The 24380-nt window shown below is 70.7% G+C and carries 27 protein-coding genes; 16 read left to right on the top strand and 11 right to left on the bottom strand.

The genetic code is table 11. The features are described 5' to 3' along the window. Positions 1-46: 46 nt before the first annotated feature. The 3 genes from H2Q94_RS06355 to rimP all read right to left on the bottom strand — a co-directional run bounded on the left by H2Q94_RS06355 (position 47) and on the right by rimP (position 2164). Positions 47-445, bottom strand: coding sequence for a YlxR family protein (locus tag H2Q94_RS06355; protein WP_258718664.1), 399 nt, complete (start codon positions 443-445; stop codon positions 47-49). 85 nt (positions 446-530) lie between these two features. Further along, positions 531-1616: a transcription termination factor NusA gene (nusA, locus tag H2Q94_RS06350; protein ID WP_243793089.1), complete on the bottom strand. Its 1086-nt coding sequence runs from the start codon at positions 1614-1616 to the stop codon at positions 531-533. Then, positions 1613-2164 carry a ribosome maturation factor RimP gene (rimP, locus tag H2Q94_RS06345; protein ID WP_243793087.1) on the bottom strand — a complete coding sequence of 184 codons (552 nt, stop codon included), beginning with the start codon at positions 2162-2164 and terminating at the stop codon, positions 1613-1615. Before rimP ends, nusA begins: the two co-directional genes overlap by 4 nt. Positions 2165-2423: 259 nt before the next feature. Here rimP and H2Q94_RS06340 point away from each other — a divergent pair, with 259 nt between their 5' ends. Together H2Q94_RS06340 and H2Q94_RS06335 are read left to right on the top strand one after the other, a co-directional pair. Beyond that, the gene (locus tag H2Q94_RS06340) at positions 2424-2921 is read left to right on the top strand and encodes a hypothetical protein (protein WP_243793085.1); all 498 of its coding nucleotides are present in this window, start codon (positions 2424-2426) and stop codon (positions 2919-2921) included. Then, positions 2918-3379 (top strand): DUF4439 domain-containing protein, encoded by a 462-nt coding sequence (locus tag H2Q94_RS06335; RefSeq protein WP_243793083.1) that lies wholly within the window; start codon positions 2918-2920, stop codon positions 3377-3379. Before H2Q94_RS06340 ends, H2Q94_RS06335 begins: the two co-directional genes overlap by 4 nt. A 72-nt stretch (positions 3380-3451) precedes the next feature. Here the strand turns inward: H2Q94_RS06335 and H2Q94_RS06330 are convergent, their stop codons facing one another. Next, entirely contained in the window at positions 3452-4672 is a 1221-nt protein-coding gene (locus tag H2Q94_RS06330; RefSeq protein ID WP_243793082.1) for a hypothetical protein, read from the bottom strand. Positions 4673-4771: 99 nt separating this feature from the next. Continuing rightward, entirely contained in the window at positions 4772-5797 is a 1026-nt protein-coding gene (locus tag H2Q94_RS06325; protein ID WP_243793081.1) for an aminotransferase class V-fold PLP-dependent enzyme, read from the bottom strand. Between the two features lie 72 nt (positions 5798-5869). Between H2Q94_RS06325 and H2Q94_RS06320 the strand changes: the two genes are divergently transcribed. Continuing rightward, positions 5870-6280, top strand: coding sequence for a secondary thiamine-phosphate synthase enzyme YjbQ (locus tag H2Q94_RS06320; RefSeq protein WP_243793080.1), 411 nt, complete (start codon positions 5870-5872; stop codon positions 6278-6280). 229 nt (positions 6281-6509) lie between these two features. After that, the gene (locus tag H2Q94_RS06315) at positions 6510-7202 is read left to right on the top strand and encodes an HAD family hydrolase (RefSeq protein ID WP_243793074.1); all 693 of its coding nucleotides are present in this window, start codon (positions 6510-6512) and stop codon (positions 7200-7202) included. A 144-nt stretch (positions 7203-7346) separates the two neighbouring features. On the opposite strand, the gene H2Q94_RS06310 is transcribed toward H2Q94_RS06315, so the two are convergent. Beyond that, positions 7347-8186, bottom strand: a complete 840-nt coding sequence (locus tag H2Q94_RS06310) for an IS3 family transposase (protein ID WP_243795566.1) — start codon at positions 8184-8186, stop codon at positions 7347-7349. Positions 8187-8197: 11 nt separating this feature from the next. Beyond that, entirely contained in the window at positions 8198-8692 is a 495-nt protein-coding gene (locus tag H2Q94_RS06305) for a helix-turn-helix domain-containing protein (protein WP_243788041.1), read from the bottom strand. Positions 8693-8851: 159 nt separating this feature from the next. Here H2Q94_RS06305 and H2Q94_RS06300 point away from each other — a divergent pair, with 159 nt between their 5' ends. After that, positions 8852-11599, top strand: a complete 2748-nt coding sequence (locus H2Q94_RS06300) for a tetratricopeptide repeat protein (RefSeq protein WP_243793073.1) — start codon at positions 8852-8854, stop codon at positions 11597-11599. Between the two features lie 105 nt (positions 11600-11704). Here the strand turns inward: H2Q94_RS06300 and H2Q94_RS06295 are convergent, their stop codons facing one another. Continuing rightward, entirely contained in the window at positions 11705-13453 is a 1749-nt protein-coding gene (locus H2Q94_RS06295; RefSeq protein WP_243793072.1) for a proline--tRNA ligase, read from the bottom strand. A 181-nt stretch (positions 13454-13634) separates the two neighbouring features. On the opposite strand from H2Q94_RS06295, the gene yaaA reads away from it, so the two are divergent. The 3 genes from yaaA to H2Q94_RS06280 all read left to right on the top strand — a co-directional run bounded on the left by yaaA (position 13635) and on the right by H2Q94_RS06280 (position 16989). Then, positions 13635-14378 carry a peroxide stress protein YaaA gene (gene yaaA / locus H2Q94_RS06290; protein ID WP_243793070.1) on the top strand — a complete coding sequence of 248 codons (744 nt, stop codon included), beginning with the start codon at positions 13635-13637 and terminating at the stop codon, positions 14376-14378. A 556-nt stretch (positions 14379-14934) separates the two neighbouring features. Next, positions 14935-16518, top strand: a complete 1584-nt coding sequence (locus tag H2Q94_RS06285) for a DEAD/DEAH box helicase (protein ID WP_397545433.1) — start codon at positions 14935-14937, stop codon at positions 16516-16518. A gap of 54 nt (positions 16519-16572) precedes the next feature. Next, positions 16573-16989 (top strand): pyridoxamine 5'-phosphate oxidase family protein, encoded by a 417-nt coding sequence (locus tag H2Q94_RS06280; RefSeq protein WP_243793068.1) that lies wholly within the window; start codon positions 16573-16575, stop codon positions 16987-16989. A gap of 74 nt (positions 16990-17063) precedes the next feature. Here the strand turns inward: H2Q94_RS06280 and H2Q94_RS06275 are convergent, their stop codons facing one another. Beyond that, positions 17064-17204, bottom strand: coding sequence for a hypothetical protein (locus H2Q94_RS06275; protein ID WP_243793066.1), 141 nt, complete (start codon positions 17202-17204; stop codon positions 17064-17066). Between the two features lie 204 nt (positions 17205-17408). On the opposite strand from H2Q94_RS06275, the gene cbiE reads away from it, so the two are divergent. The 4 genes from cbiE to H2Q94_RS06260 are packed head-to-tail and all read left to right on the top strand — an operon-like array spanning position 17409 to position 19944. Next, a complete protein-coding gene (gene cbiE / locus H2Q94_RS30850; RefSeq protein WP_397545432.1) occupies positions 17409-18017 on the top strand; it encodes a precorrin-6y C5,15-methyltransferase (decarboxylating) subunit CbiE in 609 nt (202 codons plus the stop codon). Further along, positions 17969-18622 (top strand): precorrin-6Y C5,15-methyltransferase (decarboxylating) subunit CbiT, encoded by a 654-nt coding sequence (gene cbiT, locus H2Q94_RS30845; protein ID WP_397545431.1) that lies wholly within the window; start codon positions 17969-17971, stop codon positions 18620-18622. The genes cbiE and cbiT overlap by 49 nt, the downstream gene beginning before the upstream one ends. Then, entirely contained in the window at positions 18619-19362 is a 744-nt protein-coding gene (gene cobM / locus H2Q94_RS06265) for a precorrin-4 C(11)-methyltransferase (protein ID WP_243793064.1), read from the top strand. Before cbiT ends, cobM begins: the two co-directional genes overlap by 4 nt. Before the next feature lie 24 nt (positions 19363-19386). Continuing rightward, positions 19387-19944 carry a GNAT family N-acetyltransferase gene (locus H2Q94_RS06260; RefSeq protein ID WP_243793062.1) on the top strand — a complete coding sequence of 186 codons (558 nt, stop codon included), beginning with the start codon at positions 19387-19389 and terminating at the stop codon, positions 19942-19944. 83 nt (positions 19945-20027) lie between these two features. On the opposite strand, the gene H2Q94_RS06255 is transcribed toward H2Q94_RS06260, so the two are convergent. Together H2Q94_RS06255 and H2Q94_RS06250 are read right to left on the bottom strand one after the other, a co-directional pair. Beyond that, positions 20028-20174 (bottom strand): hypothetical protein, encoded by a 147-nt coding sequence (locus tag H2Q94_RS06255; RefSeq protein ID WP_243793061.1) that lies wholly within the window; start codon positions 20172-20174, stop codon positions 20028-20030. Between the two features lie 259 nt (positions 20175-20433). Beyond that, a complete protein-coding gene (locus tag H2Q94_RS06250; protein ID WP_243793060.1) occupies positions 20434-20958 on the bottom strand; it encodes a MarR family winged helix-turn-helix transcriptional regulator in 525 nt (174 codons plus the stop codon). 171 nt (positions 20959-21129) lie between these two features. On the opposite strand from H2Q94_RS06250, the gene H2Q94_RS06245 reads away from it, so the two are divergent. The 4 genes from H2Q94_RS06245 (at position 21130) to H2Q94_RS06230 (ending at position 24373) form a co-directional block, all read left to right on the top strand. Next, entirely contained in the window at positions 21130-22194 is a 1065-nt protein-coding gene (locus H2Q94_RS06245; RefSeq protein WP_243793059.1) for an alkene reductase, read from the top strand. A 40-nt stretch (positions 22195-22234) separates the two neighbouring features. Then, positions 22235-22684, top strand: coding sequence for a nitroreductase/quinone reductase family protein (locus H2Q94_RS06240; RefSeq protein WP_243793058.1), 450 nt, complete (start codon positions 22235-22237; stop codon positions 22682-22684). A gap of 243 nt (positions 22685-22927) precedes the next feature. Continuing rightward, positions 22928-23365, top strand: coding sequence for a nitroreductase family deazaflavin-dependent oxidoreductase (locus tag H2Q94_RS06235; RefSeq protein WP_243793057.1), 438 nt, complete (start codon positions 22928-22930; stop codon positions 23363-23365). A gap of 264 nt (positions 23366-23629) precedes the next feature. Next, complete coding sequence (locus tag H2Q94_RS06230; RefSeq protein WP_243793056.1) at positions 23630-24373, top strand: 3-oxoacyl-ACP reductase family protein; 744 nt, start codon at positions 23630-23632, stop codon at positions 24371-24373. The last annotated feature ends 7 nt before the right edge of the window (positions 24374-24380 follow it).

The following is a 24380-nucleotide window of genomic DNA, read 5'->3' as shown; positions in this document are numbered from 1 at the left end:
TGTCTTCAGCTTCACGGCTGATTCATGACGGGTCGACCTGCTTCCTTCAACTGCTTCCGCACGGGAGGTTCCCGTGTCGGTCTGGGGATGAGCCGCTCGCCGATGGCGTCCCGGAGTCCGGATCGGAGTCCAGGTGTGCCTGCACGGCCGAGAGGTCCAGCGGACCCGGCACTCGGAGTGCGCGGGGGAACGCCCGACGTCGCTCGGCGAGCCGAAGGCAACGGGGATCGGGGTGCAACCATGCTCCCCGGCCCGGTCGCCGACTTCGCGGATCGGGGACGGCGGCGGAACCCGCGGAGCCGTCCTCGGCCACCACTCGCAGCAGCTCGGCGGCCGACGTTCGGAGACGACATCCGACACAAGTCCGAACCGGTTCATGAATACGGCTGATGCCGTGGTCACCGGACGATCGTGTGTGGATTCTCGCTCCCTCGCGTCGAGCCACCAATGATTCTAACCCGTTGCCGCCAGTACTTGTATCCGAGTCCGTCACCGCGGTGGCGGCCGGTCGCAGGCCGGCCGCCACGGGGTCACTCCGCGGTACCGACCGCGGGCAGTTCGTCGGCCCCGGGCGCACCGGCGCCGGGGTCGATTCCGGGCGGCGGAGCGACCGCCTGCCCGGCGGATGTGGTCGGCGAGCTCGGGTCGGCATCGCTGCGGATGTCGATGCGCCAGCCGGTGAGCCGCGCGGCGAGCCGGGCGTTCTGCCCTTCCTTGCCGATCGCGAGCGACAGCTGGAAGTCGGGCACGACGACGCGCGCGGTCTTGGCCCGCTCGTCGACGACCTCCACCGAGATCACCTTCGCCGGGGACAGCGCGTTGCCGACGAAGGTCGCCGGGTCCTCGGAGAAGTCGATGATGTCGATCTTCTCGCCGCCCAGTTCGCTCATCACGTTGCGGACCCGCGAACCCATCGGGCCGATGCAGGCGCCCTTGGCGTTGACGCCACCGACGGTGGAGCGCACCGCGATCTTCGAGCGGTGTCCGGCCTCGCGGGCGACGGCGGGGATCTCGACGGTGCCGTCGGCGATCTCCGGGACCTCCAGCGCGAACAGCCGCCGCACCAGGTTGGGGTGGGTGCGCGACAGCGTGATCTGCGGGCCGCGGGCGCTGCGGGAGACACCGACGACGTAGCACTTGACCCGCGAGCCGTGCTCGTAGCGCTCGCCGGGGACCTGCTCGGCGGCGGGGATGACGCCTTCGCTGTCGCCGACCTGCACGATGACCATGCCGCGCGAGTTGGCCTTGGCGTCGCGCTGCACGACACCGCCGAGGATCTCGCCTTCCTTCGTGGAGAACTCCCCGAAGGTGCGCTCGTGCTCGGCGTCGCGCAGCCGCTGCAGGATGACCTGCCGCGCGGTGGTCGCCGCGATCCGCCCGAAGCCTTCGGGAGTGTCGTCCCATTCCTCTTCGACCGCGCCCTCGGAGTCCAGGGTGTGCGCGAGCACGCGCACCACTCCGGTCTTGCGGTCCACTTCCACCCGGGCGTGCTGCTGGTGCCCTTCGGTGTGCCGGTATGCCGTCAGCAGCGCTGATTCGATCGCTTCCAGGACCGTCTCGAACGGGATGTCCTTGTCGCGTTCGATCGCTCGCAGCGCGGCGATGTCGACGTTCACCTCGACTCCTCCGTGTCTTCCCGGTCGTCGCCTTCCGGGCCGTCGGCCGCCCGCTTGAGCAGGACCAGGTCCTGCGCCGGAGGCTGCTGGAATTCCACCTCGACCACCGCGCGCTCGATGTCACGGTAGGCCAGCGTGCGGATCTGCTGCTCCGCGAGCACCTGAACGCCTTCGTCGTCGGCGGCCCCGACGCGCGCGGTGAGTTCACCGCCGTCGGAAAGCTTGATCTTGACCAGGCGGTGCCTGGCGCGGCGCCAGTGCCGGGGCTTGGTCAGGGGCCGGTCGGTGCCGGGCGAGGTCACCTCCAGGGTGTAGGCCCCGGCGAGGACGTGTTCGTGCGCGTCCAGCACCTTCGACACGGCACGGCTGAGCTCGGAGATCTCGTCGAGACCCACCCCGTCATCGGAGTCCACGACGACCTTCACCAGGCGGCGTCTGCCTGCCTGCTGCACGTCGAGCTCCTCAAGGTCGAAACCGGCCGCGGACACGGCGTCGGCGACGACGGGCTCCAGCAGCGCGATGGCCTCATCGCGCGGCGGGCTGGACACGTTGGCACTCCTTGATTCGGGGATGATCGGGTCACTTCGGAGGTGATCGGGCCGGACCGGTCGTGCGGCCCGGCGACGCCCGGTTCGGGTGGCACCTTCTTCCGGGCCGCCTTCGTCCGGACTCACGAAATCCACGCCCGGCGCTGGGCGCGCGGGCCGCGGTCGTCCAGCTTATCTGGTCGGTTCCAGGCGTGGCGCGGCGTGGCCTCCGTGCGGGTCGGCGCGGCCGTCCGAGGCCTGGCTGGCAGGATGGATCAGCGTGCGAGCCCCCTTCCCCTCCCATCACCCGAAAGGGTCGTCGCGTGTCGGCCGCCGCGAGGTGTTGCGGCTGTTCGCGGCGTTGCCCGTCGTGGCCGTGGCGAGCTCCGCGTGCGCCGGTGGCGAGGACGTGCCGGACCCGCTGACGGCCTTGGCGACCGCGGCCCGATCGGATGCCGCGCTGGCGCAGGGCGTCGCGCGGACGCATCGGGCGCTGGGCGCGGAGGCGGGTGCCGTCGCGGAGATCCGCACGGAGCACGCACGGTTGTTGCAGCAGGAGATCGACCGGCTGGACCCGCCGGACGAACCGCGCAGGCATCCCGCGCCTGCCGTTCAGGTGCCCGCGTCGGCGAATGAGGCGAAGGCCGCGTTGAAGCGGGCGCTGGCGGCCGCCGAGCAGTCCGCGGCGAAGATCTGCCCGACCTTGCCGGGCTACCGCTGCGGGCTGACCGGTTCGGTCTCGGCGAGCTGCGCGAGTTTGGCGGAGGTGCTGGCGTGACCGAGGAACTGCCGGAAGAGGGCGCGACCGCGCTGGCCGCGGCGCTGCGCGCGGAGCACGCCGCGGTGTGGACCTACGAGATGGTGACGGCGTTCGTGTCGCGCCCCCAGGTCCGCTCGGCGGTCGCGGAGGCCACCGGGGTGCACGAGGGGCATCGGGACGACACGCAGCGCCTGATCCGCGCCACGGGGGCCACTCCCCCGGCGGCCGCGCCCGCCTACACGCTGCCGCAGCCGGTGACCGACGAGAACTCGGCGATCAGCGTGCTGATCACCGTGGAGCGGGAGTGCCAGATCGGCTGGCGTTCGGTGCTGGAGAACACCGAGCCGGACGACGCCGGTCCGGGAGTGCGCCGCACCGCGCTGACCGCGCTGACCACGGCGGCGACCCGCGCCACCCGCTGGCGCATCACCGCCGGTCAGAACCCCGCGGCGGAGGCCCAGCCGGGCAAGCCCTGAAGCGGTGGCGGTCGTGCTCTCCCGGGCTGGTGCGCGGCCGCGGCGTTCACCGCGCGGCCGCCGTCGGCGGGATCAGCCGCTGTCCTGGGGCCAGCCCAGTCCCAGCGCGTCCCGGGTGACCTCGGTGAGCCGCTGGTCCTCGTAGTCGTCGACCTGCGAGAAGTATCCGGACTCACCGACGACGACGAGCCGGTCCTGCTGCTCGGAGTAGTAGCCGACGTCGCTGCTGAGGCCGGGGAAGTCGTCGGGCAGGTCGCGGCCGGCGGACACGAGGTCCATCACGTTGCCGGTGCCGTCTTGGGTGACGAGTTCGTTGAGCTGCGCCGCCGTCTCGGAATCCGCCATCCGGATGGTGACCACCGAGGTCAGCACGCGTTGCCCGTCGGGCAGGGACGTGGTGTACAGCGCTCGGGTGAGGTGCTCGCACCGGTGGCTGCCGAAGAATTCCTTGATCTTCCTGGTGGAGACGTTGGCGCAGCCCTGCTGACCTTCTTCGCGCAGTTCCAGGTTGAACTGGTGCTGTGTCTGCGGTCCGGGCGTGGGTGAATCCTGCGCCTCGTCCGCCGGGTCGGCGGGCTTGATCAGCAGCCAGAGCAGTCCGGACACCACGGCCACCCCGAACAGCACGAGTCCGCGCAGCGCCCACCCGGACGGGGTGATGGAGGTGCCGCCGAGCCCGCTTCCGCCCGTTGCCGACGCGGGGGCGGCGGGCCGGACGGGTTCCTGCCTGCTGGTGGAGGGATGGCCGCGCTGGTTGAGGCCCGCGCCGTGCTGCTGGTTCTGCTGCTGGCCGTATCCCTGCTGCGCGCCTTGCTGGACGTGTTGCTGGGCGTATCCCTGCTGTTGCTGGACGTATCCCTGCTGCGGGTACTGCTGCTGGGCGGCGGCGTAGGGCTGCTGCTGGGCGGCGTAGGCCTGGCCCTGGTGGTGCGCGGCGTACTGCTGAATCGCACCGCCCCACCCTGCCTGCGCGGCCGGGTGGCCCTGGTTCTGCGCGGCCTGGTTCTGGCCGACCTGGTTCTGGGCAGCCGGTTGGTGCTGCTGGGGCTGCCCGTGGCCGGGGGTGCTCTGCCCGTACTGGCCGCCCGCTTGCTGCACTTGCGGCTGGCCGCCGTGCGGCGTCTGGGCCGACGGCTGGTGGAAGGCAGGACGGGTCGTCTCGCCAGGTCCGCCCAAGGTGTCCGGGCTGAAATCGGCGGGGCTCGCACTGCGGTGCTCTTGATCCACCAGAAAGTTGTCACGCTGCAATGGCGCGGTCTCGGCTCGCTGCGAGTTCTGCGGCGAGCCTGTCATCTCTTCGGGTGCACCTTGGGGGTCCGGCACGAGCACTAACGGTAGCGGTTGCTGATCGCGCATAGAACAGCACGTGCGCAGCGAAGACGTTCCGGCTGCTCAGCCCCGCAGTGCGCGCAGCACGAGGTCCACGTCCGCGGCGGTGTTGTAGAGGTGGAACGACAGGCGGGCCTTGCCCGCTCTCGCGGCGCAGACGACGCCGGCATCGGTGAGCTTGCGGACGGCGTCGGATCCGGGGACGGCGACGATCGCGGAGCCGTTCGGCGCGACGCCGAGTTCCTCCCGCACCCGGTCGGCGAGTCCCGCGCAGTGTTCGCGCACTTCGGCGAGGTCCAGGGCGACGAGTTCGCGCAGCGATGCCGCGGCGCCGACCTGGGCGAGCCACACCGGCGACAGATCCAGCGCCCGGGTTCCCTCCGCCAGCCGCAGCGGCAACCCGTAGATGTCGTTGATACCGCTCCCGGCGTACCAGTTGGCGTGGTTCGGCCGCGCCCGCGGCGCGTCGGGGTGCACGGCCAGCCAGGCGGCGCCGCGCGGGGCGAGCAGCCACTTGTAACCGGTCCCGACGACGTAGTCCGCCCAGTCGAGTTCCAGCGGCAGCCATCCCGCGGCCTGCGTGACGTCGAACAGCACCCGAGCAGGCCGGTCGCGGACGGCCTCGCGGAGCGCGTCGAGGTCGACGATGCGGCCGTCCGCGGACTGCACGACGCTCACCGCCACCAGGTCGTAGTCCGGGGCGTTGGCGGGCACCGCGTCGAGGTCGACCTCGTCGACGACGATGCCGCGATCGTGCTGCGCGGCGAACGGGAAGCTGACGCTGGTGAACTCGTCGGCGGCCACCAGCACGCGGGCGCCGTCGGGCAGATCGGCCGCGATGATGCCGACGAGCTGCGAGACGGTGCTGCCGATGGCGACCCGCTCGGCGGGAACGCCGATGAGCTCGGCGAACAGTTCCCTGGCGGTGCCGGTGTCGGTGTCGAAGTCGGTGGGCCGGGTGCCGCCGGCACCCCACTTGGTGACGATGGAGGTGACCGCTTCGACTGTGCCGGTGGGCGGAACGCCGATGCTCGCGGTGTTGAGGTAACCGTCCGGGACGTCGAACTTCAGACCGAAGGCGCTGCGCATCCCGCGATCCTCATCGAACCCGTCCCGGGTGCGCCAGAGCCGACCGAGGGAACCGCGTTCTACGGTGGCGTCATGCGGAGTACGGAAGTGGAGATCCGGACCGGTTCGACCGAGGTGGTCTACGACCTGAGCGCCGAGTGCGAGCGGTTCCTGCGCTCTGCGGGCGCGGCGGACGGCCTGCTCAACGTGTGGGTGCCGCACGCGACGGCGGGCCTGGCGGTGCTGGAGACCGGCGCGGGCAGCGATGAGGATCTGCTGGCGCAACTGCGGGAGCTGCTGCCCGCGGACGGTCGCTGGCGGCATCGGCACGGCTCACCGGGGCACGGCCGGGATCACGTGCTGCCCGCGCTGGTGCCGCCGTACGCGACGGTTCCGGTGCTGGAGGGGCGGATGGCGCTGGGCACGTGGCAGTCGGTGTGCCTGGTGGACACGAACGTCGACAACCCGGTGCGCCGGGTGCGGTTGAGCTTCGTCGAGGGTTAGCGGTGGGTGCTCTGCGCGGTGGTGGCCCTGTCGCCGGGCAATCGGAATTCCGGCTCGCGAAGGTCTCACCTAACGGGCGGAATCTCAGCCCGGCTGGAGGAGTTCCCGGCGATTTCGCGCGAAGTTGCGAGGGTGTCGCCAGGTCCAGGTGCCCCGGGCAGGTAGTTGCGCGCACCGAGATGGCTCACATCTTGATCATGAACGCCGGGTCTCGTGCCAGGATGAAACGATGAGCGCGCGACTGGTCCTGTGGGACGTGGACCTGACCCTGATCGACGCCCGGAACATCGGCGTCGACTGGTACCGCCGAACGCTCTCCGAGGTCACGGGCGTGCAGCTGCGGCACGTGCCGGACATGGCGGGCAAGACCGAACTGGCGATCACCGGCGAAGTCCTCGCGGCGCACGACATCGATGTGGCCGCCGGCACGGTGGAGGCCATGTTCAGCACGCTGACGACCGTGGTGCTCGCCGACCGGGACGCGTTGTCGTTGCGCGGCAGCGCGATGCCGGGCGCCGCGCAGGCGCTGGCGGCGCTGGCCGAGGTGCCCGGCGTGGTGCAGAGCCTCGTCACCGGCAACCTCCCGGAGGTCGCCTTCCACAAGCTCGACGCGTTCGGCCTGCATCGGCACGTGGATTTCGACATCGGCGGGTTCGGCGCCGAGTCGCTGCACCGGCACGACCTGATCAGCGCGGCCGTCGCGAAGGCCACGGCCAAGCACGACGCGGAGTTCGCCCCGGAGTCCGTGATCGTCGTCGGGGACACTCCGCGCGACGTGGCCGGGGCGCTGCGCCACGGGGCGATCGCGGTCGGCGTGGCGTCCGGCCGCAGTGACGAGCGGGAACTGCGCGCGGCCGGTGCGCACGTGGTGCTCCCGGACCTCACCGACACGGACGCGGTGCTGAAGGCCGTCGCGGGCTAGCGGCTCGCCCAGGTGGATGCCCCCTTCGCCCGACCCCGCTGGTCGAACGGGCCGTTCACCCGGTGACGCCGATGGAGTCAATATCCCCTTTGACCGGCAGGGCCGGTGAAGTGGTCCCTGTTTGTTGGACTGGGTGAGTGAAGGCTAGGTGGTGAGGGCCTGGGCTCGGTATTCGGTGGGGGTGAGGTTCTTCAGTGTGGTGGAGATGCGGGTGGTGTTGTACCAGTCGAGGTAGTTCTCGAGGGCGGTGGTGAACTCGTCGGGGGTGTTGTAGTTGTGGTGGTGGAAGAGTTCTTCTTTGAGGTGGCTGAAGAAGTTTTCGGCGACGGCGTTGTCGAGGCAGGTCGCTTTCCGGGACATGGAGGGTGTCAGGTTTGCCTCGTGTAGCAGTTGGCGCCAGGAGGTGTGTCGGTAGTGGAAGCCTTGGTCGGTGTGCACGAGTGGGGTGTGGCCGGTGTTGAGGGTGGCGATGGCTTTGGTCAGTGATGAGTTGGTCAGGTGGGTGTCGGGTCGGGTGCTCCAGGAGTAGGACACGACGGAGCGGTCGAACAGGTCGATGATCGGTGAGAGATAGATTTTGCTTGTGCCGACACGGAATTCGGTGATGTCGGTGACCCATTTGGTGTTCGGTGCCGGGGCGGTGAAGTCGCGGTCCAGGACGTTGCCGGCGGTGGTGCCGGCCTCGCCCTTCCAGGATGAGTAGCGGCGTCGGCGGCGGACTGTGCAGGCCAGGCCGAGGGTGCGCATGATGTGCAGGACGGTCTTTTTCGCCGGTCTCAGGCCGTGGCGGTGCAGCATGGCGTGGACGCGGCGGTGCCCGTAACGGCCGTGGGCCTGCTGGAACACGTCGGTCACGGCCTGTTTCAGCCGGGCGTGCGGGTCCGGCCGGTCGAGCCGGGCCTGGTGATAGAAGAACGTCGACCGGGCCAGGCCCGCGACCTCCAGCAGTACCGCAAGCGGATAGTGCGCCTTGAGGGTGACGATGACCTGGGTTTTTACCCTCGCCCCTGTTCCTTCAAGGCCCGCAGTTTTTTTAGGTAGGCGTTCTCCGCGGACAACCGCAGATTCTCCGTCCGCAACCGTTCCAGTTCGGCCGTCTCGCCGTCCGGTGGTGGTTGTGGTTCGCGGGGTGGGCGGCCTTCCCGCTTGGGGCGCAACGCATCCTCGCCGTCACGCCGATATTGGCGCGCCCAATTTTTCACCTGCTTCGGTGACGACAGGTCATGCTCGGCGGCCAGCTCGGCCGCCGTGGCCTGCCCGGCCACAAACCGCAGCACCACGTCGAGTTTGAACTCGAACGAGTAGGACCGTTTGGTCGGTTTCATGATCAACGCTCCCGGGCCGCGCAACAACCATCGATCCCGCAACGTTCTCACCGCCGAAGCCGACACCCCCAACCGGGCCGCAGCCGACACCGCCCCATGACCAGCCCCGAACAACACCACAGCGGCCTCACGCTGCTCCCGCGACAACGAACTATGCGGATACACGAACCACTCCCCGGTAGCTGGAACTGACTTTCCAGTCCAACCACCGGGGACCAGTTCACCGGGCTGAGGAGGCATTCACCTCGATTCGCGAACCGGATCGGACGAACGGATCCGCACGAACGCGGCATTCGCGGTGATCTCGTGCGCTATACGTGAGAGATGGATCGCGAGGACGCCGACAGAGCCGACGCCACCGAGCCGCACGACTCCGAGGAGCCGTCCGACGGCAACGAGCCGCAGGACTCCACCGAGCCGTCCGATGCCATCGAGCCGGAGAACTCTACCGAGCCGGACGGCTCCGAAGAGCGGCCCGCACAGGAGTCGATGTCGCCGCTGATCTCCCACAACTTCGTTCATGGCAGCACCGTCGGCGGTTCGATCATCCAAGGCGGCCGGTTCTACGGCGACCTGTACGTCGATCAGCCGAACGAACCGGTTGCCGCGATCGCGTCGACCGCGCCCCGGCGGCCGTCGCTGTGCCTCGGCCGCGATCGGGAACTGGAGTCCGTGCTGACCACGGCATCCCCGGTGTGCGTGGTGGTCGGCATGGGCGGGGCGGGCAAGACCACGCTCGCGCTCGAAGCCGCCTACCGGTTGCACGAACGGCAGGGCTATCGGGGTGGTCTGCTCTTCCTGGACGGCCTGGGCTACACGGACGCCCCGAAGGGACTCGCACAGGCGGCGTCCGACCTGCTCAGATTCCTGGGCGTCCGCGACGCCCCGCAGGCCGACGCGGCAGCGGTGCAGCGGTTGCAGCAGCGCTATGAGGACTTCGCCGCAAAGGAACTCCCGCTGTTGCTGGTGCTCGACAGCCTCGGAACGGGGTTCGATCCGGCGCCGCTGCTCCCCGCGTCGCCGTCGCACCGGACGCTGATCACCACCCGCGATGATCGGATCGTGCGGGACGCGGCGACGATCCGGCTGCCGGAGCTGTCCGCCGCGACGGCGGCCGGGCTGCTGCGGGTGGAACTGGAGCGCGCGGACCCGGACGATCCGCGCGCACGCGAATCCGGCCGGTTGCGCGAGGTCGCCGAGTTGTGCGGGCGGTTACCGCTGGCGCTGTCGGTGATCGCCGCGATGCTGAGCGGGAATCCGAAGTGGGAGTTGAGCACGGTCGCCGCCAAGCTCGCCACACCGCAGCGGCTCAACGTGCTGACTCCGGTGCGGTCGGCGTTCGAGCTGTCGTTCGCGGCGCTGCAGAAATCATCGGACGACAACGACCAGGATGCCGCCGTGCTGTTCCGGCGGATGGGCTGCCTGCCTGCGATCGAGTTCACCGATCGCAGCGCCGCCGCCCTGCTGGACGAGCCGGATCCGGATCGGGCATGGGTGCTGCTGGAACGGTTGCGCACGGCTCACCTGCTGACTCCGGGCGGGCATACCGATCGGGTCCGGTTTCTGGATCTCGCCGGGGAGTTCGCGGCGACGCTGTTCGAGCAGCTCCCGCCGCACCGGGATGCCGAGGCCGGGAACGGATCGTCGCTCTCCCAGCTGGACGTGCTGATCCGGCTCGCGGAGAGCACCGCGTCGTCCACCCGAGCCGATATGTCCACAGTGGATTCCTCGGATGACTCGCAGGCCGTGGCGGAGGCCTTCCACCGGCTCACCGCTGAGCACGACGCGCTGTGGACGATCGCCGCCCGCGCCGCCGGCACGGCCGAGCGGGAACCGGAAGCTCCGGACGCCGACTCGCGCGGGCGGCTCTTGGCGGCGAGCCGCACGATCGCTGTCTCGCTGGTGGTGCTGCGCGAACGCACCGGACGCGGCAGGGAATCGCTGGCGGGATCACGGCTGCTGCTGCGCGTCACGAGGGCGTTGGACGATCGTCGCGGCGAGTTCGACGCGTTCCTCGCGATGTGCCGCGGCCTGCTGGCCGTGGACGCCCGCACCGAGGCCGCCCAGTGCCTGCACGAGGCGAGCAAGCTCACCCGGCAGCTCGACGGCTATCCGACCGAGTTCATGCGGGCCTTCGCGGAACTGGCCTGCGAGGTCGGCCAACTGGCGGCGAGCGCCAAGGAGTACCAGGACCTGCTGGAGCGATATCGGAAGTCCGATGACGTCGAGGGCCGGCTCGCCGCGCTGCACGGGCTCGGTCGCGTCGCCTTCCTGCGCGACGACCTGCCGGAAGCCGTGCGCCGGCACGAGCAGGCGCGGACCCTGGCTCACCGGCACGCTTTCGCGCTGCACGCGGAACGAGCGCTCAACGAACTGGGCAAGTGCCACGCGCGGCTCGGCGACACCGAGCACGCCGTTCAATGCCACCTGGACGCGAAGCGGTCCGCCGAGCAGCGCGGATTCCCGCACGGCGCCGCGGTGTCGTTGCACCATCTCGGCGACTTGCACCGCGGGCGGGGCGAGAAGTCCGAAGCGCTCGAGTGCTACCTGAAGGCCGAACGGCTCCACCGCGAGGCGGGCGACAGCCGGCGAGCGGACCGGTCGGCGAAGCTGATCCACGCGATCCGGACCGGCCCGGAGCAGCCGCCGGCCGTTACGGAAGATCCGCCGCCCCCGGTGGAACCGCCACCGACCGCTTCCCCACCGAAGCGGGATCCACCGACCGTGGTGCGAAGCCTGCGCGCCGTGCTCGTACTGCTGGCCGTGCTGATCGCGGCGCAGCTCTGGTCGGCGGCTGACGGAACGCCGTCCGTTCCGTGGACGTGGTGGACGCTGATCGTCCTGTTACTCGCGATGGCGGCCGCACGCCAGTACACGTACCGCTTCACCACGATCCCGCTGTCGCATTGGGCGTGGGCGCTGGACGTCCTCGCGTACGCGGCGGCGCTCGGCTACTTCATCCGGGTGGCGTCCACCGCGGAGCAGACGAACGCGGTGCTCGGCACCGTCGTTTTCCTGGTCTCCGGCGCGGCGAGCATCTACTTCCTCACCCAGCGACGGCACTCGCACTGATCGCCGCAGGACGAAGACGAACGGCCGCCCGCACCCGGAGGCGCGAGCGGCCGTTCATCGAATCAGGACCGGTGGTGCGGTCGTTTCCCTTCCGGGAACCGGCCCTCAACCCTGCACGGCCTGCGCCAGGTGGCCGACGGCTTTGTCGACGTCGATCTCTTCGCGTTCGCCGGTGCGACGGTCCTTGATCTCGACGACGCCCTTCGCGAGTCCCTTGCCGACGACGAGGATCGTCGGCACGCCCACGAGTTCCGCGTCGGCGAACTTCACGCCGGGCGAAGAGGTGCGGTCGTCGAGCAGCACCCGCACGCCCGCCTCGTCGAGTTCGGCGGCGAGGCGCTCACCGCCTTCGCGGACCGTCTCGTCCTTGCCCGCGATGACCACGTGCACGTCGGCGGGGGCGACTTCGCGCGGCCACACCAGGCCGAGCTCGTCGTGGCTCTGCTCGGCGATCGCGGCGACCAGCCGCGACACGCCGACGCCGTAGGAGCCCATCGTGATCCGCTTCGGCTTGCCGTCCTGGCCGAGCGCGTCCAGGCCGAACGCGTCGGCGTACTTGCGGCCGAGCTGGAAGATGTGCCCGATCTCGATGCCGCGGGCCGCGACCAGGGTGCCGCCGCCGTCCGGCGCGGCGTCGCCTTCGCGGACCTCGGCGGCCTCGATGGTGCCGTCGGGCGTGAAGTCGCGGCCGCAGACCAGGTCCACGACGTGGTGGCCGTCCTGGTCGGCGCCGGTGACCCATGCGGTGCCGCTGACGATGCGCGGGTCGGCGAGGTAGCGGATCCCGTTGTCCCGCAACGCCTTCGGGCCGATGTAGCCCTTCACCAGGAAGGGATTCGCGGCGAAGTCGGCCTCGTCGAGCAGCGCGACCTCGGCGGGTTCGACGGCGGCTTCGAGGCGCTTGAGGTCGACCTCGCGGTCACCGGGCACCGCGACGGCCAGCAGTTCCCACTTCTCCGCGCCGGGCTGCTTGGTCTTGACGAGCACGTTCTTGAGGGTGTCGGCGGCGGTGAAGGTGCGGCCCAGCTCGGCGCCGTTGAGGAAGTCCACCAGCGACTCGATGGTCGGCGTGCCGGGAGTGCTGTGCACCTGCGCGGCCGGTTTGTCCTCGATGGACTCGGCTGCGGGCACCGGGGTCACGACGGCCTCGACGTTCGCCGCGTAGTCGGAGTCGGTGCTGCGCACGAAGGTGTCCTCGCCGGTCGGGCTCTCCGCGAGGAACTCCTCGGACGCGGATCCGCCCATCGCACCGGAGGTCGCGGCGACGATGACGTAGCGCAGGCCCACCCGGTCGAAGATCCGGACGTAAGCGTCGCGGTGCAGCCGGTAGGAGTTCGTGAGGCCGTCCTCGTCGATGTCGAAGGAGTAGGAGTCCTTCATGACGAACTCGCGGCCGCGCAGGATGCCCGCGCGGGGACGTTCCTCGTCCCGGTACTTGGTCTGGATTTGGTACAGCATGACCGGGTAGTCCTTGTAGGAGTTGTACTCACCCTTGACGGTGAGCGCGAACAACTCCTCGTGCGTCGGCCCCAGCAGGTAGTCGCCGCCCTTGCGGTCCTGGAGCCGGAACAGCTGCGGGCCGTACTCGGTCCAGCGGTTCGTCTGCTCGTACGGTTCGCGCGGCAGCAGCGCGGGGAGGTGGATCTCCTGGGCGCCGATGGCGGCCATCTCCTGGCGCACGACCTCTTCGACGTTGCGCAGCACCCGCAGGCCCAGCGGCAGCCACGAGTAGATGCCCGGGGCGACACGGCGCACGTATCCGGCGCGCACGAGCAGTTTGTGGCTCGGCACCTCGGCGTCGGCCGGATCCTCGCGCAGGGTACGCAAGAACAACGTCGACATCCTCGTGATCACGGCGGGCGCTCCTCGGGCGGGTAGAGAACTGCGGAATACCGAAGGTTCACGTGGTGGAACGCTCGGTCCTCGCAGGGTAGCGACACCCACCGGGGTCGCCGCCAGCGGATTGCCCGCGACGCGGCCACGCCCGCGACGCCCATTCCCACCGGGCCGACCGGGGTCACTACCCTGATCGCTCGTGCTGGTGCTGCTGCCTCCTTCCGAGACCAAGGCCGCGGGCGGTGACGGTCCGTCGCTGGACCTGGACGCGCTGTCCTGCCCGGAGCTCACGCCGACGCGGCGGAAGCTCGCGGAGGCGGTGCGCTCGCTCGCCGAGGACGTCCCGGCGAGCCTGTCCGCGCTGGGCCTTTCGGAACGCCAGTCCGGTGAGGTGGCGCGCAACGCGGCGCTGTTCGACTCCCCCACCGCTGCCGCGCTGGAGCGCTACACCGGCGTGCTGTTCGACGCGTTGGACGTCGCGACCCTGTCCACTGCGCAACGGGCGCGGGCGGATTCGCGGCTGGCCGTGGCGTCCGCGCTGTTCGGGCTGGTGCGCGGCGGCGATCGCATTCCGGCGTACCGGTTGTCGGCGGGCAGTTCACTGCCCGGTTTCGGCCCGTTGCGCGGCGTGTGGCGCCCGGCGCTGGAGCCGGTGCTGCGCGAGGCCGGTGAGCTGGTGGTGGATCTGCGTTCCGGCGCGTACGCGGCGCTGGCGCGAGTACCCGGCGCGGTCGGCGTCCAGGTGCTGGCGGAGAACGCGCGCGGCGAGCGCAAGGTCGTGAGCCACCACAACAAGTCCCACAAGGGCCGCCTGGCCCGCCTCCTCGCCGCCGCCCCCGACGAGCCCACCTCGGTGCACGACGTGATCGACCTGGCCCGCCGGGCCGACATGCGAGTGGAACACCCATCGGAGACATCCCTCACCGTAGTGGTCCCAGCCTGACACCCCCGAGATCTCGCTCATACGCCAAAGCCGTGCAGTCGGCGGCGAAGCCCGCAAAGGGCGGGCGAAGCCCCGCCTGCCTCGCGGCCGAAGGCCGTGCCGTGCGGCGAAGCCGTGCCTTGCGGCAGCGAAGCAAGCCGTGCCTTGCGGCCAAAGGCCGCGCCTGTATGTGCGAAGCACATAGCCCACGTCACAAAGCCGCTCACCCGCGGGTTCTCAGTTGGTCTCTCGCGAGGACAGCTTTTTCCCTCGTGGCGGAGCCACTAGGGAAAAAGATCCCGCAGCGAGAGACCAACTGAGGTTCCGCCACCCACCCCACCACCCAAACCATGATCAAGATCTGGACGTCAGCTAGACTCGACGTGCACTGGACAAGGCGACTGCGCGGGACCAAGCCCGCCGAGTCGAGCCGGACAAGTTCACCCCGATCCTCCCGCTCCGGCTCCGGTGCTCCACGTCATCCACCAGCGGCGCCGTAGTCGCGCCGGGCTCGTCCTTGTGATCAGCGCGCGACCGCGCGGCCTCCCCGAGACGTGCCAGTTCCCGGAGGTTCGCTGTGCGTCCCAGTTCGTCCCCCGCTGCCCGCTCCCGGCGTCCCCGCCGCCGCGGCCCCGCCAAGCCGGCGGCGCCCGTCGAGCCGAGCTTGTTCGACCAGGTCGGTGTGACCGCGGTCGACCCGGCCCCGTTCGATTCGCTGGGCCTGCCGCAGAAGCTGGTGGCGTCGCTGGCCGAGGCGGGCCTGACGGAGGCGTTCCCGATCCAGGCCGCGACCATCCCGGACGCGCTGAGCGGGCGCGACGTGCTGGGCCGCGGCCAGACGGGTTCCGGTAAGACCCTCGCGTTCGGGCTGCCGCTGCTGGCGATGCAGCGGGGCAACGCCCGCGCGATCCACCCCCGCGGCCTGGTGCTGGTGCCCACCCGGGAACTGGCCACTCAGGTCACGAACGCGTTGAAGCCACTGGCCAAGTCGCTGGGGCTGTACGTGCGCGAGGTCGTCGGCGGCATGCCGTTCAACCGGCAGGCCGACACGCTGCGCCGCGGCGTCGACGTGCTCGTCGCGACGCCGGGCCGGCTGTCCGACCACGTGCGCCAGGGCACCTGCGTGCTGTCCGAAGTGGAGCGCACCGCGCTCGACGAGGCCGACCAGATGGCGGACATGGGCTTCTTGCCGCAGGTCCGCGACATCCTCGACCTGATTCCGTCGAACGGTCAGCGGCTGCTGTTCTCCGCGACCCTCGACGGTGACGTCGACAAGCTGGTGCGCGAGTACATGACGGACCCGGTGGTGCACTCGCTGGCGCCGCCCGCGGCCAGCGTGGACAACATGGACCACCACCAGTTCCTGGTGTCGGCGGACGACAAGCTCAACGTGCTGTCCCGCATCGCCGCCCGCGACGGCCGCACGATCATGTTCGTGCGCACCAAGCACCACGCGGACCGGTTGACGAAGAAGCTGCGCGCTTCCGGGGTGCGCGCGGGCGCGCTGCACGGCGGCAAGGCGCAGAACGCCCGGACCCGGATCCTCGACGAGTTCCGCGCGGGCACCACGGAGACGTTGGTGGCGACGAACGTAGCGGCCCGCGGCATCCACGTCGACGACGTGAGCCTGGTCGTGCACGTGGAACCGCCGGCGGACCCGAAGGACTACCTGCACCGCGCCGGGCGGACCGCGCGCGCCGGTGCGACGGGCACGGTCGTGACGATCGTGACCGACGACCAGAAGCGCGCGTTCCAGCAGATGACCACCAAGGCCGGGGTCACCACGACCACGACGAAGATCGCTCCGCAGGACGCGGAGCTGGTGCGGCTGACCGGTGCCCGGGAGCCCAGCGGCGTCGCCGTGGCCGAGCCGCGCAAGGACGCCTCCCGCGGTGGTGCCTCGCGCAACGGTTCCGGCCAGGGTCGTCGTCAGGGCGGCCCGCGCGGGCAAGGCCAGGGTCAGGGCCAGTCCCGTTCACGGGAGGGCCAGCCCCGTTCCCGGGACGACCGGCCCGCGCGGGTCGACCAGCGCGGTCGCGGAGTCTGGGAGGACCAGCGCGGCGGCGCCTCGCGAGGCGGCGACCGAGGCAGGCGCAGTGGCGGCCCGAACGCTCGTGGTGGCCAGCGCCCGCAGCGCTCCCGGCAGTCCTGGGCAGGCTGAGGTTCGCGCCTGCCCGCACCACTACGCGGATCACGCTGAAGGGAGTGCCGAGCCGTGGCATCGTCGCGCACCGTGTCGCTGTCCGAGCCGAGCGCCGAGTTCCTGGCGTTCTGGGCTGAACCGCACGTCTGCACGTTGACGACGGTGCGCGCGGACGGCACTGCGCACGTCGTCCCGGTGAACTCCACGCTGGACGTCGCGACGGGAACCGCTCGGGTCCTGAGCTCGCGCGATTCGCACAAGGCACGGCAGGTCCGCGCGTCCGGTGAGCCGGGCGCGCGGGTCGCTCTGTGCCAGGTGGACGGCCGTCGCTGGTCCACTCTGGAGGGTGTGGCGGTGGTCCGCGACGATCCGGCCGTGGTCGCCGACGCCGAGGCTCGCGCCACCGACCGCTACGGGCGCCCGCCCCGGAACAACCCGAACCGCGTGGTCCTGGAGATCACCGTGACCCGGGCCTTGAGCAACCTCTGAGCGCGGGGCGCGGAATTCCGCCGCGCATCCCGGGTTTCCGCGCGGCGGGGCCTGTCGGGCGGAACCTCCGCTCGTCACGTTCCGCCGGGCACCGAACCCGCGGGTTCGAGCACGTTCTCGATGTTCGCGTGGCAGGCGGCCAAGTGGTCGCGGAACCCGGTGAGGCGGGTGATCTCCGCGTCCAGCGCCGCGACCCGGTCGCCTTCGATCTCCACGGCCTCCCCGACGAACCGCTCCTGCCCGCCGAACCCGAACGCGCGATCAGCTCCAGCAGGTTCAGCTCCACGTCGACGTCGCTGCCGGGGACGCTGCCCCTTGAGCCGCGCGCCAGGGTCGAGCTCGCGCGGTGCACGACCGCTGCACGTGACCTCCCCCGCCCCCGGACCACATGAGTCGCCATCGCGTGGTGAGGTGGTGGGGTGAGTGCGCAGCAGAAACCCGTTGACGTCGTGGGCATCGGCGCCGACGGCTGGGACGGCCTGTCCACGGCGGCGCGGCGCCGCGTCGAGGCGGCCGAGGTCGTGTTCGGCAGCCGCCGCCAGCTCGACCTGATTCCGCGTGGCGCGGCCGAACTCGTCGCGTGGCCGTCGCCGATGCTGCCCGCGCTGCCGGGACTGTTCGCCGAGCACGACGGCCGGGCGATCTGCGTGCTGGCCAGCGGTGATCCCATGTTCCACGGCATCGGCGCCACGTTGGCCCGGGTGCTCGGCGCGGAGCGGCTGCGGGTGCTGCCGCACGTGTCGTCGGTGGCGCTGGCCTGCGCGCGGCTCGGCTGGGCCGAGCAGGACGTGACGGTGGTGAGCCTCGTCGGCAGGCACGTCGAGCTGCTGCACCCGGAACTCCAGCCGGGGCGGCGGCTGATCGTGCTCAGTTCCGACGCGCACACGCCCGCGCGGGTGGCGGCACTGCTGGTGGCGCGCGACTTCGGCAGCAGCACGATGACGGTGCTGGGCGATTTGGGCGCCCCGAGGAGTCCCGTGTGGGCGCGACGGCGGCGCAGTGGCGCCACCCCGAGGTGCCCGCGCTGAACGTGATCGGTCTGCACTGCGAGGCCGACGCCGACGCCGAGCGCAGGCCGCGCACTCCGGGCCTGCCGGACTCGGCGTTCCAGCACGACGGGCAGCTCACGAAGCGCGACGTCCGCGCGCTCACCGTGTCCCGGTTGGCGCCGGCGCCCGGTGAGCTGTTGTGGGACGTGGGTGCGGGCGCCGGTAGCATCGCGATCGAGTGGATGCGCTGCGACCCGGCGAATCGCGCGGTGGCGATCGAGCACCGCGAGGACCGGGCCGCCCGCATCACGACGAACGCGATGACCCTCGGCGTCCCCGACCTGAGCGTGGTCATCGGTGCCGCGCCGGACGCGCTGGACGGTTTGGACGCCCCGAACGCGGTGTTCGTGGGCGGCGGCGCCACGGCCCCCGGAGTGCTCCAGCGGTGCTGGGACGCGCTGCGGCCGGGCGGGCGCCTGGTGGTGAACGCGGTGACGATCGAATCGGAGGTACTGGTGGCGGAGTGGTACGGCCGCTGCGGCGGTGAGCTGGTGCGGATCGCTGCGGAGCACGCTTCGCCGGTGGGCGGGTTCACCGGCTGGCGGCCCGCGATGCGGATCACGCAGTGGACGGTGACCCGATGACGGTGCACTTCATCGGCGCCGGTCCCGGCGCCGCCGACCTGATCACGGTGCGCGGCCGTGACGTGCTCGCCGCTTCCCCGGTGTGCCTGTACGCGGGCAGCCTCGTTCCGGTGGAGCTGCTGGAGCACTGCCCGGACGGCGCGCGGCTGATCGACACGGCGAACCTGAACCTGGACGAGATCCTCGCCGAGCTGGTCGCCGCGCACGAAGCGGGCCGGGACGTGGCGCGGCTGCACTCGGGTGATCCGGCGGTGTTCAGCGCGGTCGCCGAGCAGATGCGCCGCCTCGACGCGGCCGGGGTGCCCTACGACGTGGTGCCGGGGGTGCCCGCGTTCGCGGCGGCCGCGGCGACGTTGAAGCGCGAGTTCACCGTGCCCGGCGTGGGGCAGACCGTTGTGCTCACCCGCACTTCGGCGCAGGCCACGCCGATGCCCGACGGCGAGGATTTGGCGACGCTGGGACGCAGCGGCGCGACGATGGTGCTGCACCTGGCGGTGAACCGCATCGAGTCCCTGGTGGAGCAGCTGGTGCCGAACTACGGCGCGGACTGCCCGGTGGCCGTGGTCGCCGGGGCGAGCCGAGCGGACGAGATCGTGCTGCGCGGCACCCTCGCCGACATCGCGGAGTCGGTGCGTGCCGCCGGGATCACCCGCACCGCGGTCGTCGTCGTCGGCGAAGTGCTCACGGCGTCCACGTTCCCGGACAGCCACCTGTACTCCACCACCCGCTGCCGCACCTGACCGACCACGAGCTCTGGGGATCGCGTGATCGAAGTCTTAGCGCCCATCAAGACCGAGCGCCTGTTGCTGCGCCCGTTCACTGAGGACGACGTGGCGGACGCGTTCGCCTTCGAGTCGCTGCCCGAAGTGGCCCGTTACCTGTACAACGAGCCCCGCACCCGCGAGGACTGCGCGGCCGAAGTGGCGAAGCGCCGCGAGCAGACGTCACTGCGCGCGGAAGGCGACAGCGCGGTGCTCGCCGTCGAGCTGGACGGCACGGTGATCGGCTACGTCCTGCTGACCTGGCTCAGCGAGCAGCACCGCCAGGGTGAGTTCGGCTTCGTCCTGCATCCCGGCCACCAGGGCCGCGGCTACGCGACCGAGGCCGCCGCGGAGATGTTGCGGCTCGGCTTCGACGGGCTCGACCTGCATCGGATCGTCGGTCGCTGCGACGCGCGGAACACGGGTTCGGCCCGGGTGATGGAGCGCCTCGGCATGCGCAGGGAGGCGCACTTCGTGGAGTCCGAGATCTTCAAGGACGAGTGGGGCGACGAGCTCCACTACGCCGTGCTCGCCACCGAGTGGCGCTCCGCCGCCCGGTGAACCCGCCCCGGTCGGGAGCCCCGGGCACGTGCCGCAGCACTGACGATCCCGGGGACTTCGAGCACAGCGGTAGCACCGTCGGCTCAGTTGAGCACGTTCACGCGGTCGCCCAGAACGTTTACGCCTTGCGTAACCGCATTGCCCACCACGAACCCGTCGTAGGGGGCGTCCGGCGCCCAGGTGTCCCGCGCAACCTGCCGGGTGCGTACCGAACGCCGCGCGAGGTTCATGACGACATCGTCACGTTGATATCGATGGTCTCGAACCCCATCGGGGAATGGGTGGCGAAGCACAGCCGGACACCCTCGCTGTTGGTCCATTGCCCTTGACCGGCACCACCATCAGGGCAGACCGCGGGGAGCCTCGGTAGGCACCAGGAGGCACGCTCCGCGGAATCCGAAGCCTTCGAGGTCGAGCGGGACGGCGCCCTCCACTACGTCATCCTCGCCGCCAGGTCGCGTTCTCGAGCGGAACTCTTCGGCCGTCGGCTCAGTTGAGCTGGTCGAGGGCGGCGGCGCATTCGGAGCCGAGGATGTTCCGTTCGAGGCGTTCCAGGGTGTTGAGGACTTCCGTCTGCTCCTCGGCGGAGAGGTCGCTGGTGGTGGCGCGTTCGAGTTCCGCCCACATCCGTTCCACCCGGTCGCGCAGCGCGAGGCCGGCGGCGGTGGCTTCGACGAGCACGACCCGCTTGTCCTGGTCGCTGCGGATGCGGCGGACGAATCCGGCGCGTTCCAGCCGCTGCACGGTGCGGGTCATGGTGGCGGAGTCCGAGCCGAGCACCTTGATCAGGTCGGTCTGCCGTTGCGTGCCGGTGTTCCACAGGTGCATCAGCAGCAGTTCCTGGCCGGGGTGCAGGCCGCAGCTGCGCAGCAGCTGACCGGCGAACATCCGGTGCAGCCGGGCGAGCCGGAAGACCGCGTGGCTGACGGGTCCGACGGCCGACGGGCACGGCGGCGGCACGATCTCGTCCGGTGCCGACCCCGCGGGCACCGCACAGCTCGGCGAGTCGGCCATCGCTCTCCCTTGAAAACCTGCCCGGTCAGTGAATTAACTCTCCACGTTAACCGATCGGCGGCGGGATTCGCCGAACACTGTGATGAGCACGGCAGATTTCGCCTCCGGGGAAGAATCCGGCCGGTTTACCTGTTCGGACAGGTAAATCATGCGCCCCTGGGAGAGATCACCATGAGCACCGCATTCGACCCGCTGAACCTGGCCGGGACCCGCCTGGGCAACCGCATCGCGATGGCCCCGATGACCCGCAGCCGCGCCGCCGACGCCCTGCCCGACGAGGCCACGACCACCTACTACCGGCAGCGCGCCACCGCCGGGCTGATCATCACCGAGGGCGTGCAGCCGTCCGTCCGCGGCCAGGGCTACCCGTCGACGCCTGGCCTGCACAGCGATTCGCAAGTGGCCGCGTGGCGGAAGGTCACCGACGCGGTGCACGCCGAAGGCGGCGTGATCTTCGCCCAGCTGATGCACGCGGGCCGCATCAGCCACCCGAGTTCACTGCCGGACGGGCAAGCACCGCTCGGCCCGTCCCCGGTCGCGGCGGCCGGTCAGATCTTCACCGCCGACGGAATGCAGGACCTGATCACGCCCGAGGAGCTCACCGAGGACGGCATCAACGAGGTCATCGCCGAGTTCGCCGCCGCCGCCCGCAACGCCATCGACGCCGGGTTCGACGGAGTCGAACTGCACGGCGCGAACGGCTACCTGCTGCACCAGTTCATGTCCGACAACGCGAACCTGCGCACCGACGGTTGGGGAAGTTCCGTCGAGGGTCGGACGCGCCTCACGGTCGAGGTCGCCCGCGCGGTCGCGGCGGCGATCGGCTCCCGCCGGGTCGGCCTGCGGATCTCCCCCGGCACCGGCGCCAACGACACCGTCGAGCTCGCGGTGTCCGCGTCGTACTCGGCGCTGATCGACGCGATCAACCCGCTGCACCTGGCATACCTGCACGTGCTGGAGAGCTCGGACCGGGACCTGACGCTGCGGCTGCGCGACCGGTTCGACGGCGCGTTCGTGCTGAACCCGCACACCCCTGGCCGTCGGACGGGGCCGGAGGACTTGCCGCTGGTCGAGGAAGGTCTCGCGGACGTGCTCGCGTTCGGCACGCTGTTCCTGGCGAACCCCGACCTCCCCGCACGGCTGGCCGCGGGCGGCCCGTTCAACACCCCGGACGCCACCACCCTCTACGGCGGCGGTGAGCAGGGCTACACCGATTACCCGACATTGGCCGCCTGACCGACCGAAAGCCGGAACGGCTCACGAGCAGGAGACCACAGTGGACGGAAATGCGATCACGGCCGAGTTCGCCGAGCGGTTCAACGCACCGATCATCGAGGAGTTCCGCGCGAACGGCGGCCGGTTGGGCGGCGAGCTCGCCGAGACACCGATCCTGCTGCTGCGCAGCGTCGGCGCGCGCAGCGGCGCCACTCGCGTCAACCCGATGGCCTACCTCGAACACGAGGGCCGCTACCTCGTGATCGCCTCGAAGGCCGGAGCGGACACGAACCCCGCCTGGTACCACAACCTGAAGGCGAACCCGGACGTCGTGATCGAACTCGGCACCGAGACGCTGCGGGTCCACGCCGAGGAACTCACCGGCCCCGAACGAGAAGCGCGCTACACCGACGCGGCCAACGCCCTTCCGGCCATGGCCGAGCACCAGAGCAAAACCCGCCGCCGCATCCCGATCATCGCACTGACACCCGTCGACCGACCGCACCGGTGACCGACCGGGCCGGGGCGGAGCCGGAACGCGGCTCCGCCCCGGCACTTCCGCTCCGGTCGTCGGCGCACCGCGCGAGCTCCCCCATTCCGGGAGGCAGCAGTCCCGGCCCGGAGTCGGCCCACCGCATCCCGGCACCGCAGGGAACCTCGGTTACCCCCGCGACACACACGTTCCTTACTCTCGTCCCGCACGTTCTGCGGCGATCTTGGTCGCGACACCGCACACCCGGGAGGAACACGTCCAGTGCATGGGAACGAGATCACCACGACCGTGGCGGCGCGCTACAACGCTCCCGTGATCGAGGAGTTCCGCGCGAACGGGGGCCTGGTGGGCGGGGCCTTCGCCGGGCACGCGCTGCTGCTGCTCAACAGCACGGGCGCCCGCACCGGCCGAAACCACGTCACTCCGCTGTCCTACCTGGAGGAGAACGGGGAGTACCTGGTGTTCGCTTCGAAGGCCGGTGCCGACATCCATCCCGACTGGTACTTCAACCTGCGGGCCAACCCGGACGCCCGCATCGAGGTCGGCGCCGAAGTGCTGGACGTGCGCGCCGGGGAGCTCATCGGCGTGCAGCGGGACGTCCGGTTCGCCCAGCTGACCGGGCTGTACCCCTACTTCGCCGAGTACCAGGCGAAGACGGAGCGCGTCTTCCCGGTACTCGCCCTCACTCCCACCGGTTGATCGCGGCAGGCGGAGTTCGTGCACGACGGATTCCGCCGCTTTCTCGGCACTGGGCTGGAGGAACCGCACCGGCCCTGCGCAGGGAAAGTCAGCGCACGTCACCGCGCCGCTTCGCCGCCGACGCCACCCTGTTGTGAGTTCGCGGCGGCCCGGTCGGCCCGCGCAGCGGTACCTCTGTGCCCCGGGTCGGTGCTCTACTCGACGCCAGGGCCGCCGGTCTCCGGCCGGATTCCGCCCACCGTCACGGGAAGGGGAGACCCGCTCATGTCCCAGCAGCTCGCCGGGAAGTCGGCGTTGGTGACAGGTGCGTCCCGCGGCATCGGCGCGGCCATCGCCCGCCGCTTGGCCGCCGACGGTGCCGCCGTCGCGATCACGCACTCGAATTCCGCGGAGGCCGCCCAGCAGGTCGTCGCCGACATCACCGCGTCCGGTGGCCGAGCGCTGGCCCTGCGTTCCGACGCCGGTGATCCCGACCAGGTCCGGGCCGCGACCGCCCGCACCGTCGCGGAGTTCGGCGGCCTGGACATCCTCGTCAACAACGCCGCGACGGTCGCGACCGGGTTGCTCGACGAGTTGTCGCTGGCGGAGTTCGACCGGGCGCTGTCCATCAACGTGCGCGGCCCGCTGGTCGCCATCCAGGAGGCGTCGAAGCACCTGCCCGAAGGCGGACGGATCATCAACATCGGCACTTCGATGGTCGAGCACAACCCGTTCACCGGGAAGGTCGCGTACGTCACGACCAAGTCCGCGCTCGCCGGCCTCACCCGAAGCGCCGCCCGCGACCTCGCGTCCCGCCGGATCACCGTGAACAACGTCCAGCCCGGCGCCATCAACACGGACCTGAACCCGGCCGACGGCCCGAAATCCACGGTGCTGAACGCCAAAATCCCACTGGGCCACTTCGGCACCGCCGAGCAGATCGCCAGCCTCGTCGCCCACATCGCGAGCCCCGAAGCCGACTACATCACCGGAGCCACCCTCAACGTCGACGGCGGCTACGCGACCTGAGGTGCAT

This window comes from Saccharopolyspora gloriosae (genome assembly GCF_022828475.1).
Classification (GTDB): domain Bacteria; phylum Actinomycetota; class Actinomycetes; order Mycobacteriales; family Pseudonocardiaceae; genus Saccharopolyspora_C; species Saccharopolyspora_C gloriosae_A.
This window is presented reverse-complemented; position numbering and strand designations above follow the sequence as displayed.

What these genes read in the sequence shown, in the direction of transcription:
- H2Q94_RS06255 (WP_243793061.1), bottom strand. Translation starts at nt 20,174, where the DNA reads ATGAACCTCGCGCGGCGTTCGGTACGCACCCGGCAGGTTGCGCGGGAC.
- H2Q94_RS06325 (WP_243793081.1), bottom strand. Translation starts at nt 5,797, where the DNA reads ATGCGCAGCGCCTTCGGTCTGAAGTTCGACGTCCCGGACGGTTACCTC.
- H2Q94_RS06250 (WP_243793060.1), bottom strand. Translation starts at nt 20,958, where the DNA reads ATGGCCGACTCGCCGAGCTGTGCGGTGCCCGCGGGGTCGGCACCGGAC.
- H2Q94_RS06230 (WP_243793056.1), top strand. Translation starts at nt 23,630, where the DNA reads ATGTCCCAGCAGCTCGCCGGGAAGTCGGCGTTGGTGACAGGTGCGTCC.
- H2Q94_RS06300 (WP_243793073.1), top strand. Translation starts at nt 8,852, where the DNA reads ATGGATCGCGAGGACGCCGACAGAGCCGACGCCACCGAGCCGCACGAC.
- H2Q94_RS06315 (WP_243793074.1), top strand. Translation starts at nt 6,510, where the DNA reads ATGAGCGCGCGACTGGTCCTGTGGGACGTGGACCTGACCCTGATCGAC.
- H2Q94_RS06330 (WP_243793082.1), bottom strand. Translation starts at nt 4,672, where the DNA reads ATGACAGGCTCGCCGCAGAACTCGCAGCGAGCCGAGACCGCGCCATTG.
- H2Q94_RS06245 (WP_243793059.1), top strand. Translation starts at nt 21,130, where the DNA reads ATGAGCACCGCATTCGACCCGCTGAACCTGGCCGGGACCCGCCTGGGC.
- H2Q94_RS06320 (WP_243793080.1), top strand. Translation starts at nt 5,870, where the DNA reads ATGCGGAGTACGGAAGTGGAGATCCGGACCGGTTCGACCGAGGTGGTC.
- cobM (WP_243793064.1), top strand. Translation starts at nt 18,619, where the DNA reads ATGACGGTGCACTTCATCGGCGCCGGTCCCGGCGCCGCCGACCTGATC.